Consider the following 14,011-nt stretch of genomic DNA (forward strand, 5'->3'; position numbering starts at 1 on the left):
CGCGCCGCCCGCGCCGCCCCCCCCCCCCGCCGCTGGCCCCCGCCGGCCCCCCCCGCCCGGGGCCGCGGCGGGGGGGCGGGGGGGGGGGGGGGGGGGGGGGCGGCCGCCCCCCCGCGACCGCACGCCGGCGGGCGGCCGGTGCCGCCCGCGGTGGAAGACGGTCACCTGCCAGCCGCGGTCCCGCGCGGCCTCCACCACGGCCCGCCCGACGAACTCCGTACCGCCCAGCACCAGAAGTCTCATGCCGCCGATCGTGCCCGGTCCGGGCGCGCGGCGGCACGGACTCTGCCGAGGGCGGAGCGGATGGGTCAGCGGCCGGTCGGGGGGATGTACTTGTAGCCGACCCGGCGCACCGTCTGGATCGCCTGGCGGTGGCCGGGGCCCAGCTTGCGGCGCAGCCGGGCGACGTGCACGTCGACCGTGCGGCCGTCGCCGACGTGGCCGTAGCCCCACACGGTGGTGACGAGCTGGTCGCGGGTGTGCACCCGGTGCGGGTGGGCCACCAGGTGCGCGAGCAGCTCGAACTCCAGGTAGGTGAGGTCGAGATCGTGGCCGTCGACGCCGGCGGTGCGCCGCACGGGGTCGATCCGCACCAGCGGTTCGGTGGCCGCCGCCGGTCCGGTCGGCGCGGCCGGCGCGACCTCCGCCGGGTCCGGCACCGCGACCGGCGGGAACGGCGGCCGCTGGTCGGCCGGGACCAGCACCAGGTAGCCGACCATCGGCGGGTGACCGGGCAGGCTGGGCAGGGAGTGCTGCGGCGCGGGCAGCCAGGTGGCGCCCGGCGGCAGGAAGCCCGCGACGTCGGCCACCTCGTCCCGGTCGACGGCGCGCAGCCGGTTCCGGGTGCCGTGGGCGGTGGGGGCGGGAACGGTCAGGGCGGCGGTGGAGAGGGAACGAGTGGTCGCCATGGGAGATCAGCTCTTTCGCGCGAGGAGTTCGTCGAGGGACACGGCGGCCGTGATGCGTGGTCGCGGCGGCGCCGGGGACGTACTTCGTTTCGCGCTGGCCGAAGGCCGGGGTGTACGGCTTTAGAGGGCCCGCGCGTTCATCGCGCGGCAACACACCCGGTCGAAGTCGTGATGCTGGCGGGAAGGCCAGAAGGGCTCGAGGTCGTGACGACCCGTCGCGATGTGCTTCTGGAAGCTGGCCATGGCCCTATTCAAGCAGAGATGGGTCCCGGACAGGACCCTCCTCTCACTTCCTGGACGCTTCATCGGCGTGAAGTCGGCGTTGCGGCGGTCGGTGCGGCGGTCGTACCTCCGCCGGACGCCCGGGGAGCGGGCATGCGCGAGGGGCGCCCGCCCGGTGGCGGACGCCCCTCGCGGAGCGGGGATCAGGCCTGGCCGGCCTTCTCCAGCGCGGCACAGCAGGTGTCCACCAGCAGACGGGTGACGACGTACGGGTCGACGTTGGCGTTCGGGCGGCGGTCCTCGAGGTAGCCCTTGCCGTCCTTCTCGACCTGCCACGGGATGCGGACGGAGGCACCGCGGTCGGAGACGCCGTACGTGTACTCGTCCCACGGGGCCGTCTCGTGCAGACCCGTCAGGCGCTCGTCGATGCCGGCACCGTAGTTCTTGACGTGGTCGAGCGGCTTGGAACCCTCGCCGAGCGACTCGCACGCGGTGATGATCGCGGCATAGCCCTCGGATCCCTCACGCATGGCCTTGGTGGAGAAGTTGGTGTGCGCGCCCGCGCCGTTCCAGTCGCCCTTGACCGGCTTGGGGTCGAGGGTCGCCGAGACGCCGAAGTCCTCGGCCGTGCGGTACAGCAGCCAACGGGCCACCCACAGCTGGTCGGAGACCTCCAGCGGGGCGAGCGGGCCGACCTGGAACTCCCACTGGCCCGGCATGACCTCGGCGTTGATGCCCGAGATGCCGAGACCCGCCTTCAGGCAGTTGTCCAGGTGGGCCTCGACGATCTCGCGGCCGAAGATCTCGTCGGCGCCGACACCGCAGTAGTAACCGCCCTGCGGCGCCGGGAAGCCGTTCTCGGGGAAACCGAGCGGGCGGGTGCCGTCGAAGAAGGTGTACTCCTGCTCGATGCCGAAGATCGGCTCCTGCGCGGCGAACCGCTCGGCGACCTCGGCCAGCGCGGCGCGCGTGTTGGACGGGTGCGGGGTCATGTCCGTGTCCAGGACCTCGCACAGCACCAGGATGTCGTCGCCGCCGCGGATCGGGTCCGGGCAGCTGAAGACCGGCCTGAGCACGCAGTCCGAGGAGTGGCCCTCGGCCTGGTTGGTGGAGGAGCCGTCGAAGCCCCAGACCGGCAGCGTGTCGAGACCTGCCGGGGCACCCGTGATGATCTTCGTCTTGGAACGGAGCTTGGCCGTCGGCGCGGTGCCGTCGATCCAGATGTACTCAGCCTTGAAGGCCACGGGGCCACATCCTTCGGGGTGGGTCGGGCGCACTCGCGGATGCCGCGGCGCTGCGGCACCGGGGCGCCGCTCGATCTGCCGGGCAGCCTGTCAACAGGCCGTTTCCCGTCCATTGCCCGTATGTGAACCCCGTGTTACCTGGCCATCATGTGGCACGGCTCACCTTGTGGGGCGGGGGCGAGGGGGATATGGCCGTTCATTCCCCGCCGGCCGCGGCCTCCCGGACCCCCCGCAGGAAGTCCCGGATCGCGGACCGCTGGTGCTCGTCGTAACCGCGCAACAGCTCCACGGAGCGTTCGATCAGCGGCCCGAAGGACGCCCAGCCGAGCTGGACGGCACGCTCCTCCACCTCCACGACGACCCTGCGCCGGTCACGGGCGCCGCGCACCCGGCGGACCAGCCCTTCCCGTTCCAGCCGGTCGACGAGCGCGGTCGTACCCGCCGAATTGAGCCCCAGCACGGCCCCGAGCCGTCCGGCGCTCAGCTCCTCACCCGCCCGCCGGGCGTCCATGAGTGCGATCAGGGCGCGCACGTCCGTCGGGTGCATGCCGTGCCGCTGCGCGAACCGGGCACTGTGCAGACCGAGTTCGACGGTGGTGGCCCGCAGCAGGTGGACGATCTCCAGCTCGGGCGCCGGATCGGGTTCGGACGGGGTGGACATGAAGGCCCTCCGGGCTATTATCTCGCTCGGCAAACATCTCGCTCAACGAGATAATAGGGGGATTCCATGGCCGGGTGCGACCGCGCCGCGTTCCGGGTTGCGTACGACAAAGTCATGGCGAAGTGGCCCGGCGACCGGGAGGCCCGCACGGTGCCCACCCCCTTCGGCCGGACGCGTGTCAACGTCTGCGGCCCGAGCGACGCGCCCCCGCTGCTCCTGCTGCCGGGCGGCGGCGGAGCCACCTCCGCCTCCTGGTACGCCCAGGTCGCCGCCCTGGCCCGGATCCGCCGGGTGTACGCCGCCGATCTGATCGGCGCTCCCGGCCTGAGCGCACCGGCGGACGACCGTGGCCTGAGCGCATCGCCCGCGGGTCCCGGCCCGAGCGCATCGGCCGGCGACCGTCGTCCCCGGACGGTCGCCGACCTGTCCTGCTGGGTGGACGCCGTACTGGACGGTCTCGGCGTCACCTCCGCCGACCTGGCCGGGCATTCCTACGGCGGCTGGATCGCGCTGCACCACGCCCTGCGCGCGCCGGCCCGGGTGCGCCGCCTGTTCCTCCTGGACCCGACCGGATGCTTCGCCGGGTTCAAGGCGGCGTACCTGCTGCACGCCCTGCCGATGCTGCTGCGTCCCACGCCCCGCAGGGTCCGCGCGTTCCTCGCCTGGGAGACCGGGGGCGCGCCCCTGGACCCCGACTGGCTGAGCCTCCAGGAGGCGGCCGCGGGCTTCCCGGCCGGGAGACCGGTGACCGGCCCCCGGCCGGATCCGGCCGCGCTGCGCGCCCTGGAGGTGCCGGTCCTGCTGCTCGTGGCCGCGAACAGCAGGACCCATGACCCCGGGCGGGTGGCGGCCCGCGCCGCCGCGCTGCTGCCGCGCGTGGAGACCGCCGTCCTGCCCGACGTCTCGCACCACGCGCTGCCGCAGGCGGCGCCGGACGGCCTGGCCCGGCGTCTCACCGCTTTCCTGTCCGGTGCCTGAGCCTCACCCCACCTTCTCGATCACGGCACGCCGGATGAGGAACTTGCCGGGCTCCCGGACCTGCTCGAAGGCGGCGTTGTTGAGCAGGACGCAACTGCCGGAGGTCGACGTCACCTTCACCGTCGTGGACTTGTCGTTGTCCAGGTTGGTGACCTTCAGGGTCGTACCCGCCGGGAACTGGCCGCTGGAGGCGGCGGGGGCGCCGCCCTCGCCGGAGAGCGTCACCGTGGAGCCCTTGCACACCTGCTGACCGGAGGCCGCGGCCCCGCCGCCGTCACCGTTCCCGGCGCCGGCCTGCTCACCGCCCTGCTGTGCGCCTCCGGCCTGCTGGTCCGCGCCGCTCTGGTCTGCGCCGGCCTGCTGGTCCGCGCCGCTCTGGTCTGCGCCGGCCTGCTGGTCCGCGCCGCCCTGGCCCATGTCGCCCTGCTGGTCCGCGCCGCCCTGGCCCATGTCGCCCTGCTGGTCCGCGCCCTGCGCCCCCTGGGAGTCCTGAGCCGACTCCCCGACGGTGCAGCCCGCGGCCTTCTGCTGGACCTTGATCTGGGCGATGACCGCCTCGCGGTTCGCGATGCGGGCGGCCGACTGGGCGTCCGGATTCGCCTTCTGGCCCGCGATGAACTGCTCGTTGTTGCCGAGGGCCGTGGCCAGCCCCTGACAGGTGGTGGAATCACCGGCGGACAGTGTCTTCGCGTGCTGCGGGCTCTGCGCGGCGTTCGAGGTGGTGGCCAGCGCGAAGGCCCCGCCGCCCGCCACCGCCGCGGCGCTGACGAGCAGCGCGATCTTCTTCTTCGTGCCGAGAGTTCGCCTGCGCGACATGCGCGCCTCCTGAAGAGGTAGGGGAACGTACGTCGCTAGGTACGAGATATCGAACACGGTTGCTCAGCCGCCGCCGAACTCGCCGAAGTAACCTCGGTCACAGAGGAGTTGAACGCTTCTCAGCCCTTGTTGCGGGCGAGGGCCTCCTGTACGGCCTCCTCGGTGCGGCCCACCAGGGCCGTTCCGTCGTCGGCGGTGATGATCGGGCGCTGGATGAGCCTCGGGTGCCCGGCGAGCGCGCTGATCCACCGGTCCCGCCCGCTGTCGTCCCGCGGCCACTCCGCGAGCCCCAGCTCCTTGGCCGCGGGCTCCTGTGTGCGGGTGATGTCCCAGGGCTCGAGACCCAGCCGATCGAGCACGGCCCTGATCTCGTCCTCGCTCGGCACGTCCTCCAGGTACCGGCGGACGGTGTACTCGGCCCCCTCGGCATCGAGCATGCTGATCGCGCTGCGGCACTTGGAGCAGGCCGGATTGATCCAGATTTCCATGCGGGACACGGTACGCGGGCACCTCCGCCGGCGTGTGCGACGGCCCCGCGGGAGAGGGCGCGGCGCGTGGTGCGCGTCCAGCCGCTGTTCGATTGATCGGTGTCTCTCGCGCATCTCCCGAACCTGGTGTGACATGACGTCAATTCCCGCGCTCACCAGGCCTTTTATCGCTGCCTGTGAACTGCCTGGATGTCAGTGGGGGGCAGTAGACTGGAAGCAGTGTTCGAGGATGCCGCCGGACTCGCCCGGTGGTGTCCTGACCGCGACAGGAGGATGCCCGTGCCCGCTGCCGCCCTGAAGACGAAGCCGTCGCCGACCCAGTCCACCGTCAAGCGTCCCGTGCTGTTCGACTCGCCGTACGAGCCCGTGGCGAAGCTGCCGCTGCCGGCCGGCCGTCCGCGCGAGTGGTACGTCACGCACAACCGGCGCCTGAAGGCCATGCGCCTCGCCATAGCCCTGCTCGACTCCGGGGTGTATCTGCCGGACCAGGCCCGGAACGAAACCATCCGCGGCGCGGCGGAGGAGATCGGCATGCGTCCGCCCTCCGACACCACGTGCCACATGGTGCGGGCGTTCATGCGCTACAGCCGGTGAGCCCGGTGCCGGGCGCCCTGTTCGGTCGAGGGCACCCGGCACCCCCGGCACCCGGACGCACCGGGTTCCGCGGGGCACCGCAGCAGGGATCCGCGCCCGAAAACGGGATGCGGGGTTGGGAACGGCCTCCGTACGCTGAACAAACGGCGCGAAGCCGACACACCCCGCCTGCACACCCCGCCCTTGGCATGCGCCCGGGCGTCCGTGCCGGCCCTGCCCCGATCACCCTACGGAGGTCCGAAATGCGTGGCACCGTCGCTGCCGGGACCATCGTCCTGGTGATCCTCGGACTCGGGAACCGCCTGTGGTGGCTCGCCGCCGTCGCCCTGCTCTATCTGTACGCGACGCACGGACGCGGTTCGCCTGGCACGCCTTCGTCGCCCCGCGCGCCGGCTCCGACCGCCGGCACGGGTGCCGCCCCCGACAGCTACCGCGCCTACCGCGACCGCCGGGACCGGCAGGCGAAGTGGGAGCGCCGCTACCGGCGCGAGCGCCCCTTCGAGGCCCGGCGTCAGGGCAGGAACGGGTGAGCCGGGGCGCCCTCGGCCAAGAGCGGGGCGGGCGCCCCGGTCACAGGCCGGGGGCGCCCCATACCGGGAACCAGCGGCTCAGGTCCTGCTCGATCCGCAGGTCGTCCCCGAGCGCCGCCTTCACCCGCAGCTCCAGCGCGTTGTCCCGCCGCCCGGAGCCACCCGGCAGCGGAGCGAACGGGTAGAAGGTGCCGCGCTTGTAGAGGTAGACGAGCGCCAGCCGCCGGCCGGCTTCGTCCGTGAACCCGGCCAGCGAGCACAGCAGCTGCGGGCCGAAGCCGTTGGCCTCCAGCGAGCTGTTCACCGCGTGCAGGTCGTTGACCAGTTGCGGCAGCTGGTCCGGGGACCGCCGGGAGACCAGCCACGAGTAGCCGTAGTCGTCCTGGCGCAGTTCCACCGGCGGCCCGGTGCGGTCGGTGTCCGCGTCGAGCAGCGCCTGTACCTCCTGGTGGGTCTGCCGGAAGGCCGCGCCCTCCACCGTGGCGAAGCACACCGCACCGTCCCCGGTCGGCGTGAAACCGGCCGCCGCCTGCAGGGTGACGGCCGCCGAGGGCAGCGCGAAGAGCCGATCGAGATCGGGCGCGACCGGTTTCGTACGCCCCAGCAGAATGTCCAGCAGCCCCAACGCTCAGCCCGCCTTCCGCACGCAGTGCCCTGCCCCGTCCGCGGCGGCTCTGCGTCCGCCGATGCGACTCCGCACCCCTCGGGCCGCCGACGTCGTTCCGTCCCGTGCCCGGGGCCGCCCCCTGTCCCGAGGCCCGGTGCGCCCTGTTCCCCGGCCCTCGGCCCGCCGTCCCTCCCCCCGGCCGGTCTCAGTCCGCCGGCTCGCGGGGTGCCGTCCCGGGAACGGCGGCTTCGCCCAGCTCCGCCGAGATCCGGCCCAGCTGGTCCAGCCGCTGCCGCAGGGGCGGGTGGGTGGAGAAGAACCGCTCGACGCCGGGCTCCTTGCCGGTCGCCGGGGTGAAGTAGAACGCGTTGAACGCCTGGGCCGTGCGCAGATCCTTGGTCGGGATCCGGGCGATGTCCCCGGAGACCTTGGTGAGCGCCGACGCCAGTGCCGAGGGCCGCCCGGTCAGGTGCGCGGCGGCCCGGTCGGCCGCCAGCTCCCGGTACCGGGACAGCGCCCGGATCAGCAGGAAGCTGATCGCGTACACGGCCGCCGAGACACCGATGACGACGGCGAGGACGGCCGCGGTGTTCTGGTCCCTACGGCCCCCACCGAGCAGCTGCGAGTAGAAGGCGAACCGCACGATCAGCCCGGCGACCACACCGAGGAACGACGCGATCGTGATCACGGCGACGTCCTTGTGCGCCACGTGCGACAGCTCGTGCGCGAGCACGCCCTCCAGCTCGGCCGGCTCCAGCCGGCGCAGCAGCCCCGTGGTCACACAGACCACGGCGTGATCGGGATTGCGCCCGGTGGCGAACGCGTTCGGCATGTCCATCTCGGATACGGCGACCACCGGCTTGGGCATGTCCGCGATCGCACACAGCCGGTCGACCACCGCGTGCAGCTCCGGATACTCCTCCCGCTCCACCACCCGCCCGCGCATCGCGAACATGGCGATCCGGTCGGAGAACCAGAACTGCGCCACGAACATCGCCCCGATCAGGACGACGACCAGCAGCCAGGACTTCAGCAGCACGATCAAGGCGGCGACGAACCCGACGTACAGCAGTCCGAGCAGGAACAGCGTCAGACCCATGCGCACGGTCAGCCGCCGATCGCTCCGGAAGCGGCTCTGCATCTTGCATCACCCCGCAGTCAGGCACTCGTCCCGGTGTCCAGTGTGCACCTGCCGACGGCCATGAGGAGGTCGCGATCCGTCCTACGGGCGGCAAAGCCTCCCGTGCGGCGTCAGGCGGAGCGCATCTGCAGGCAGCCGATCAGGATCATGACCGCGGCCACGCAGCCGATCACCACGGCCGTCGACGCCCACGGCGACCGGCGCGGTGTCGCCGGGCCCGGGTCCGCGCGGAACGGAGCCGGATCCGGCGGGTTCTCCCGCCAGCGGGCGGCGAGCATCCGGGCCCGGGCGGAGGGCTCCTTGTGCTCGGCCGAGTTCGCCCAGGCGTGATCGAAATCGTGCTTCCAGTCGTTCTGTTCCGCCATCCCCGTTCAACCTCTCTCGTCCGGCAGAGTCAAGGAGACGATCCCTCCGACAAGATGATCCCCCCCGGCAATAGGAGGACCGGGAAGCGGGAAAGGTTGCACGGCGGATCCGGGAGGACCGGCAGGCCCGGTCCATCGGCCGGCCGGTCGTGACGGCCGGTCCTAGCCGAGTGCGGCGGCGGACGGTACGACGATGCCGTACAGGTCCTCGATCGTCGCGAGCGCGCTGTGGTGGACCTGCTCCGCGGAGACCTCGGCGACGGCCGTCCGCAGTGGCCGGGTGGCGCTGGCGTCGGCCACCACGGTGGGCCGGTTGCCCCGCAGGAAGGCGCCCTGGGCCGTGAAGGCGACGCACATGTGGGTCATGAAACCGGCGATGATCACGTCCTTGTGCCCGGCGGCGTCCACCCGGTCGGCCAGGTCGGTGTCGAGGAACGCGTTCGGGACCTGCTTGACGACCACGGCCTCGCCCTCGACGGGCGCGACCTTCGGGTGGATCCCGCCGATCTCCGCGCGGATGTCGTACGGCGTGCCCTCGCCACCGTCGTTCACGACGTGGATGACCGTCGTGCCCGCGGCACGGGCCCGTGCGAGCAGTTCGGCGCCGGCGTCGAGCGCCGGCTCCCAGCCGGTCAGCTCCATGACGCCCTGGGTGTAGGTGTTCTGGTAGTCGATCAGGATCAGCGTCGAGTCCGCGAGCGAGGCGGGGGTCTGATCAAAGCCGTTGAGTTCACGCAGAGTTGTCGTAGCCATGGCTGCAACGCTATGAGCGGCCACCGCATGGCGGCAATGTCGTGTAACTTGCAGATCCGGACATCCGGCGGGACCGAGGCCCAGGCGAGCGACGTCCACCGGTTCATCGGCGTGCTGCCCTTCAGGTGTCGACCTGCTCGACGTCACCGGCCCGCCCTGGGTGTTGGCCCTGCTGCGCCGCGGTACCGGCGACGCCACCGGCTGTCACGTCGTCCTGGCCGCCGAGACCCTGGACCCCGTCACCACCTCGGCCCGGGTGCGCGTACTGTCCGACCTCACCTTCGAGCAGGCCGCGGCGCGGCATCCACACCCTGGGTGTCTCCCGGTGGGAGGCCCCGGGCGGTGTCTCCCGGCGGGGTGCCCCGGGCGATTCCGCGCCCGCCTGGTCGGGGCGGGCACGGACGGTCGGGGCGGGGGAGCGGCCGTCAGGCGACCGATGCCCGGCGTCGGTGTCCCGGCGCGTTCGCCAGGTGCCGTGTGCAGTGCGTGTCGGAGCACAGCGCCTCGTGCGCCAGAGCAGAGATGATCGCGGCCTGGGTCCGGGTCTGCTGCCCGGTCTTGTCCACGATGTTCGCGATGTGCGCCTTCACCGTGCGCTCCGCGATGCCCAGCTCCCGGGCCAGTTCACGGTTGCCCAGGCCTGTTCCCAGCAGCAGCAGCACTTCTCTCTCGCGTCCCGTCAGGCTCTCCAGTCTCCATACTCCCGTCACGGGATCGTGTCCCGTGCGCCGGTGCGAGCAGAGCCGATTCGCCGCATCGGACGGTGCGGTCATGGTGGTCCTTCCTGACCCCGGCTTTCCCAGCAGACCCCCGTGGCCCAGGTGCAGCTGCGGTCGATTCCCAACCTATCGGGGGCGACCGACATGAGCACATCCATAACGGGGCGCCAAGCCCTGCCGGGGGACGGGGCCTTGACCGGCACGGTGGCGCCGAAGGCTCAGGAGGACTCCAGACAGTGCGACTTCTGCCGGATCGGCGCCACCAGCCGGGACAGATCGACCAGAGCGGCATCGGTCTTGCCCCCGCTGTCGAACACGACCTGCGTGGCGGGGGACCGGCCATAGGTGACGATGACCTTGCGCGTACCCGTGGACTGCCGCACATCGATCACCCAGTCCACCCCGTCGACCGCGAAACAGGGGTCGTTGGACGGTCCGGGCTCCGTCACCCCGCATCGCAGGACGATGTCCCGGTCTCCCCACACGGCAACCCCACGGGCGTCGCTGTCCCAGCGCGGGAAACCGCCCATGGAGCCGGGAGCGGACTCGGCGATGCGCCGGCACTGCGTGGCCCCGGCGCCCTTGGCGGCGGGCACCCCGGGGTCGCGGTCGTTCAGGGCGTGAACGGTGACGGCGGCCGCCGAGGCGAGAACGCACACCCCTGCGGCGAGTACGAGCCGGATCCGGCGAGTGGAAGGCACGGGTGCGGGTCTTCTTTCCGATGCGGGCGGGCGGATACACGAGCACGTTAGGCCACCCCCGCGGCCGGGCTCGAACCGGCCCCGGCACCCTGCCCCTTCGGGCGATGCCCCTTCGTACACCTCCCCAACAGACCTGGTCAGAGGCGCTAGTTCGCGCCTACGTTCGGCCGTCGAAGCAGACGATCCGACCAGGAGATGAGATGCGCAAGTCAGCAGCCTCGTTCGTGCTCGCCGCCGTGGCAGCCGGCACCGTGACCGCCACCGCGGCCCCCGCGGGCGCCGCCCCGCAGGCCCGGGACCCCTACGCGCACACCCGGCTGGAGCGCGTGTGGGCGCCCCACACCTGCCTGTCGATGGGCGGCAGCAAGCGGAACAACGCGGCCCTCGTCGTGGGCAGGTGCTCCCGGAGCGACAAGACGCAGCGCTGGACGCTGAAGCGGCTGCACGGGTCGGTCTTCACCGTCAAGAACGACAAGTCGGGCAAGTGCCTGGCCGTGGGCTCCCACAACCACCTCGTCCAGACCACCTGCAAGCCGTCCTCCAAGAACCACCAGTGGCGGCTGGCCTCTTCCCACCTCATCAGCGTCTCGAAGAACAAGGCGATCGCCTCGAAGTCGACGCGAGCCGGCTCCAAGCCGTACCTGGAGAAGACGGACCTCGACGGCAGCGCCGGCCGGGTCCGTCAGGAGTGGGGCCTGTCCTGACACCCGTTCATCCGTCAAGTCCCGGCTCTCGTAAGGAAGTTCTGATGCACTGGCAGCGTTCCGTGCCGCGCGCGCTCGCGGCGGCGGCGGTCCCCGCCGTTCTCCTGGCGTCCTCGCTCACCCCCGCCCACGCCGGTGAAGCCGGCTCGCCGCCGCCGGGCAAGGCCGTGTTCGTCCTCGACTCCGGCAGCGGGCGTTTCGCCTCGAACAAGCCGTCCCTGACCGGCCACGGAGCCGCGGTCAAGCAGGTCGCCACCTATCTGGGCGAGGCCACCGACACCCAGGTGCTCGCCGCCGGCGGGCAGAAGGTCATCGCCGACATCACCCTCGCCGGCTCTCCCGCGAAGGACGAACGCGCCGCCTGGGCGGCCTCCTCGCACTTCGTCGACCTGTCCTGGCCCGACCTCGGCTCCGGCCGGTACACCGTGTACCGCGACGGCGTGAAGATCGCCGACACCACCGGGCACAGCCTGCGCGACACCGCCGTGCGCGCGGGCGGCGAGGTCGACTACCGGATCACCGGCGAGGCCTCCGGGCTCGGCCACACCTGGGGGCTGACCGCGACCGTCCCGAGCGGCGACGACACCGCCACCCTCGCCAGGACGGCGCAGCGGGTGGAGGCGCGGGCGCGCAGGTACACGAAGACCGCCGTCGTGTGGCGGTCGTTCATCCGGCAGAAGTGGGCCACCATCCCCACGGCGCTGCGCGGCGTATCCGGCTGCAAGTACACCAAGGGCTTCAAGTACCGCGGCGACGACCACGGCTTCTCCAGCAAGGTCACCGGGCCGTCGTTCCGGGCCGGCCTGCGCGGCGTCGTCTACTGGACGAAGTCGTCGTACGACCTGTTCCCCCAGACCGGTGTCACACGGGTCTACAACAAGCACGGCGTGGAGGTGGACCGGCGCAAGGCCTCCACCAAGGGCATCGACTTCCGCACCAAGACCCGCTTCGACGGCAAGACCCGCGCCGTCCACGGACAGATCGAGGCCACCGACCCGTTCTGCCCCTCCGGTGGGATCCGCCGCGCCGGGATCGGCGTCTTCTACGACGCGCGCCTGGCCCGCAACGGCGACTTCTACGTCTCCGGCAAGTACCGGAAGGCGCCGGACCACGAGATGTACCTGTACGGCTACACCAGCGGCGGCAGGCACACCACCAAGACCGTGCACCAGTCGCGGATGAGCAGCCTGATGTGCCTGTCCCAGCCCGCCTGCGAGCGGGGCACGATCGGCAACAGCGGCGGCTACTGACCCCGGCTCCCGGCCCCCGGCGGGCCGGGAGGACAATGATCGTCACGGCGGGCCGCCGTCCGGTGGCCCGCTACCGACAAGGGGGAGCGTGACATGACCGTCACCTGGCGCGCAGCCGTCTCCTACGCACTCACCGTCACGGTGCTGTCCCTGCTGACCGCGGCCGCGGTCGACCTCGCCTGGCAGGCCGCATCCGGCGATCTCGGCGGCTGGGTCACCACCTGGGCGAAGAACCCGTGGAACGGCGTCTTCGCGGCCGCGGCGACGATCAGCCTCACCCTCGCCCGCCGCCTGACGGACCCGCTGCCCAGGTGGCGGGTGCCGCTGATCGACGGATCCGCCTACCTGGTCGTTCTCCTGGTCTGCGCGGGCCTGTCCGCCTGGTCGGCCGGAGACGAGGCCCCGGCCGACACCGCGTTCGTGTCGGCCGTCCTCGCGATGTTCACGCTCCAGCTGCCCACCGCATGGGTACTGAGCGCCTGGCGCGGCAGGCACCTGGACACCGTCCTCACCCGCGCGGCCACCAGGCCCACCGCCGTGCGGGCGGCCACGCGATGACACCGACGGCACAACCGCGCCGCCACGCGATGGCAGCGGGGATCCTCGCGGCCTGCGCGCTGCTCGCGAGCTGTGGCACTCCGGCGACCCCCATCGGCGACACCAGCCCGGGCGACCCGCTCACCCACAGCTACCGCGAGGGCAGGCGCCCCGCGGCGCCCGACCTGGCCGGCACCACCCTGGACGGCCGCACCGTCCGCCTCTCCGACTACCGGGGCAAGGTGGTGCTCGTCAACGTGTGGGCGTCCTGGTGCGGCCCGTGCCGCGCCGAGGCGCCGGAGCTGAGGGAGTTCCAGCGGAAGTGGGCGGGCCGCGGAGTGCGCGTGCTCGGCCTCAACCACGATGACGACAAGGGCGACGGCCGCGCGTTCCAGACGGATCACCACCTCGGTTACCCGTCCCTGCACGACCCCGCCGGACGCCAGACCCTGCGGCTTCCGCGCGGCCTGGTCAACCCGCAGTCCCTGCCCTTCACCGTCGTCGTGGACCCCCAGGGGAAGATCGCGGCGTCCCGGATGGGCCCGGTGACCGAGACCGAGATGACCAAGGTCGTCACGGACCTGCTCCCCGGCTCCCCGTCGCCGACCCCCTCGCCCCCAGCGCGCTGACGGCCCCCCGGCGGCTCCCCACCGAAGCGGGAGACCGCCGAGGGGCCGACGGCTCCGGAACCCCGGGGTGCCGGGGCCCGAAACGGGCCGTCGGCCGTGCCCTTCCACGCGGGAAGGACACGGCCGACGGCCCACAGGCGGCCCAGGAGAGCGGTTACCCGCTC

18 protein-coding genes and 1 pseudogene are annotated in these 14,011 nt (G+C 72.3%); 8 read left to right on the forward strand and 11 right to left on the reverse strand.

The window, feature by feature from the left end; all coding sequences use genetic code 11:
- Nucleotides 1-308: 308 nt before the first annotated feature.
- The 3 genes from ACGFT2_RS30530 to ACGFT2_RS30540 form a co-directional block, all read right to left on the reverse strand.
- Nucleotides 309-908 carry a winged helix-turn-helix domain-containing protein gene (locus ACGFT2_RS30530; RefSeq protein ID WP_393284444.1) on the reverse strand — a complete coding sequence of 200 codons (600 nt, stop codon included), beginning with the start codon at nt 906-908 and terminating at the stop codon, nt 309-311.
- 425 nt (nt 909-1,333) lie between these two features.
- On the reverse strand, nt 1,334-2,374 hold the full coding sequence (glnII, locus tag ACGFT2_RS30535; protein ID WP_393284447.1) for a glutamine synthetase: 1,041 nt from the start codon (nt 2,372-2,374) through the stop codon (nt 1,334-1,336).
- Between the two features lie 196 nt (nt 2,375-2,570).
- Complete coding sequence (locus ACGFT2_RS30540) at nt 2,571-3,035, reverse strand: MarR family transcriptional regulator (RefSeq protein ID WP_393284449.1); 465 nt, start codon at nt 3,033-3,035, stop codon at nt 2,571-2,573.
- A gap of 66 nt (nt 3,036-3,101) precedes the next feature.
- On the opposite strand from ACGFT2_RS30540, the gene ACGFT2_RS30545 reads away from it, so the two are divergent.
- Nucleotides 3,102-4,013, forward strand: coding sequence for an alpha/beta fold hydrolase (locus ACGFT2_RS30545; RefSeq protein WP_393284452.1), 912 nt, complete (start codon nt 3,102-3,104; stop codon nt 4,011-4,013).
- Nucleotides 4,014-4,016: 3 nt separating this feature from the next.
- On the opposite strand, the gene ACGFT2_RS30550 is transcribed toward ACGFT2_RS30545, so the two are convergent.
- Nucleotides 4,017-4,829, reverse strand: a complete 813-nt coding sequence (locus ACGFT2_RS30550; RefSeq protein WP_393284453.1) for a hypothetical protein — start codon at nt 4,827-4,829, stop codon at nt 4,017-4,019.
- Nucleotides 4,830-4,948: 119 nt separating this feature from the next.
- Nucleotides 4,949-5,317: an arsenate reductase family protein gene (locus ACGFT2_RS30555; RefSeq protein ID WP_393284456.1), complete on the reverse strand. Its 369-nt coding sequence runs from the start codon at nt 5,315-5,317 to the stop codon at nt 4,949-4,951.
- 279 nt (nt 5,318-5,596) lie between these two features.
- Here ACGFT2_RS30555 and ACGFT2_RS30560 point away from each other — a divergent pair, with 279 nt between their 5' ends.
- On the forward strand, nt 5,597-5,911 hold the full coding sequence (locus tag ACGFT2_RS30560; protein ID WP_393284459.1) for a hypothetical protein: 315 nt from the start codon (nt 5,597-5,599) through the stop codon (nt 5,909-5,911).
- A 242-nt stretch (nt 5,912-6,153) separates the two neighbouring features.
- Nucleotides 6,154-6,441 carry a hypothetical protein gene (locus tag ACGFT2_RS30565; protein ID WP_393284462.1) on the forward strand — a complete coding sequence of 96 codons (288 nt, stop codon included), beginning with the start codon at nt 6,154-6,156 and terminating at the stop codon, nt 6,439-6,441.
- 40 nt (nt 6,442-6,481) lie between these two features.
- Here the strand turns inward: ACGFT2_RS30565 and ACGFT2_RS30570 are convergent, their stop codons facing one another.
- The 4 genes from ACGFT2_RS30570 to ACGFT2_RS30585 form a co-directional block, all read right to left on the reverse strand.
- Complete coding sequence (locus ACGFT2_RS30570) at nt 6,482-7,066, reverse strand: hypothetical protein (protein WP_393284465.1); 585 nt, start codon at nt 7,064-7,066, stop codon at nt 6,482-6,484.
- Between the two features lie 187 nt (nt 7,067-7,253).
- Nucleotides 7,254-8,189, reverse strand: coding sequence for a zinc metalloprotease HtpX (gene htpX, locus ACGFT2_RS30575; RefSeq protein ID WP_393284468.1), 936 nt, complete (start codon nt 8,187-8,189; stop codon nt 7,254-7,256).
- A gap of 110 nt (nt 8,190-8,299) precedes the next feature.
- Nucleotides 8,300-8,554 carry a hypothetical protein gene (locus tag ACGFT2_RS30580; RefSeq protein ID WP_393284471.1) on the reverse strand — a complete coding sequence of 85 codons (255 nt, stop codon included), beginning with the start codon at nt 8,552-8,554 and terminating at the stop codon, nt 8,300-8,302.
- A gap of 162 nt (nt 8,555-8,716) precedes the next feature.
- Nucleotides 8,717-9,307, reverse strand: coding sequence for an isochorismatase family protein (locus ACGFT2_RS30585; protein ID WP_393284473.1), 591 nt, complete (start codon nt 9,305-9,307; stop codon nt 8,717-8,719).
- A gap of 133 nt (nt 9,308-9,440) precedes the next feature.
- Between ACGFT2_RS30585 and ACGFT2_RS30590 the strand changes: the two are divergent.
- Nucleotides 9,441-9,608: pseudogene (locus ACGFT2_RS30590) on the forward strand (AraC family transcriptional regulator); the annotation flags it as partial.
- A gap of 124 nt (nt 9,609-9,732) precedes the next feature.
- Here the strand turns inward: ACGFT2_RS30590 and ACGFT2_RS30595 are convergent.
- Both ACGFT2_RS30595 and ACGFT2_RS30600 read right to left on the reverse strand, forming a co-directional pair.
- A complete protein-coding gene (locus ACGFT2_RS30595) occupies nt 9,733-10,017 on the reverse strand; it encodes a LuxR C-terminal-related transcriptional regulator (RefSeq protein WP_393284475.1) in 285 nt (94 codons plus the stop codon).
- A gap of 227 nt (nt 10,018-10,244) precedes the next feature.
- Nucleotides 10,245-10,727: a DUF3515 family protein gene (locus ACGFT2_RS30600; RefSeq protein ID WP_393284478.1), complete on the reverse strand. Its 483-nt coding sequence runs from the start codon at nt 10,725-10,727 to the stop codon at nt 10,245-10,247.
- Nucleotides 10,728-10,927: 200 nt separating this feature from the next.
- On the opposite strand from ACGFT2_RS30600, the gene ACGFT2_RS30605 reads away from it, so the two are divergent.
- The 4 genes from ACGFT2_RS30605 (at nt 10,928) to ACGFT2_RS30620 (ending at nt 13,847) form a co-directional block, all read left to right on the forward strand.
- Nucleotides 10,928-11,431 (forward strand): RICIN domain-containing protein, encoded by a 504-nt coding sequence (locus ACGFT2_RS30605; RefSeq protein ID WP_393284480.1) that lies wholly within the window; start codon nt 10,928-10,930, stop codon nt 11,429-11,431.
- Between the two features lie 44 nt (nt 11,432-11,475).
- Entirely contained in the window at nt 11,476-12,681 is a 1,206-nt protein-coding gene (locus tag ACGFT2_RS30610; RefSeq protein WP_393284481.1) for a hypothetical protein, read from the forward strand.
- A 93-nt stretch (nt 12,682-12,774) separates the two neighbouring features.
- Entirely contained in the window at nt 12,775-13,239 is a 465-nt protein-coding gene (locus tag ACGFT2_RS30615) for a hypothetical protein (protein ID WP_393284484.1), read from the forward strand.
- 29 nt (nt 13,240-13,268) lie between these two features.
- Nucleotides 13,269-13,847 (forward strand): TlpA family protein disulfide reductase, encoded by a 579-nt coding sequence (locus ACGFT2_RS30620; RefSeq protein WP_393284487.1) that lies wholly within the window; start codon nt 13,269-13,271, stop codon nt 13,845-13,847.
- Nucleotides 13,848-14,011 lie beyond the last annotated feature (164 nt).

The organism is Streptomyces sp. NPDC048514, from assembly GCF_043199955.1.
GTDB lineage: Bacteria > Actinomycetota > Actinomycetes > Streptomycetales > Streptomycetaceae > Streptomyces.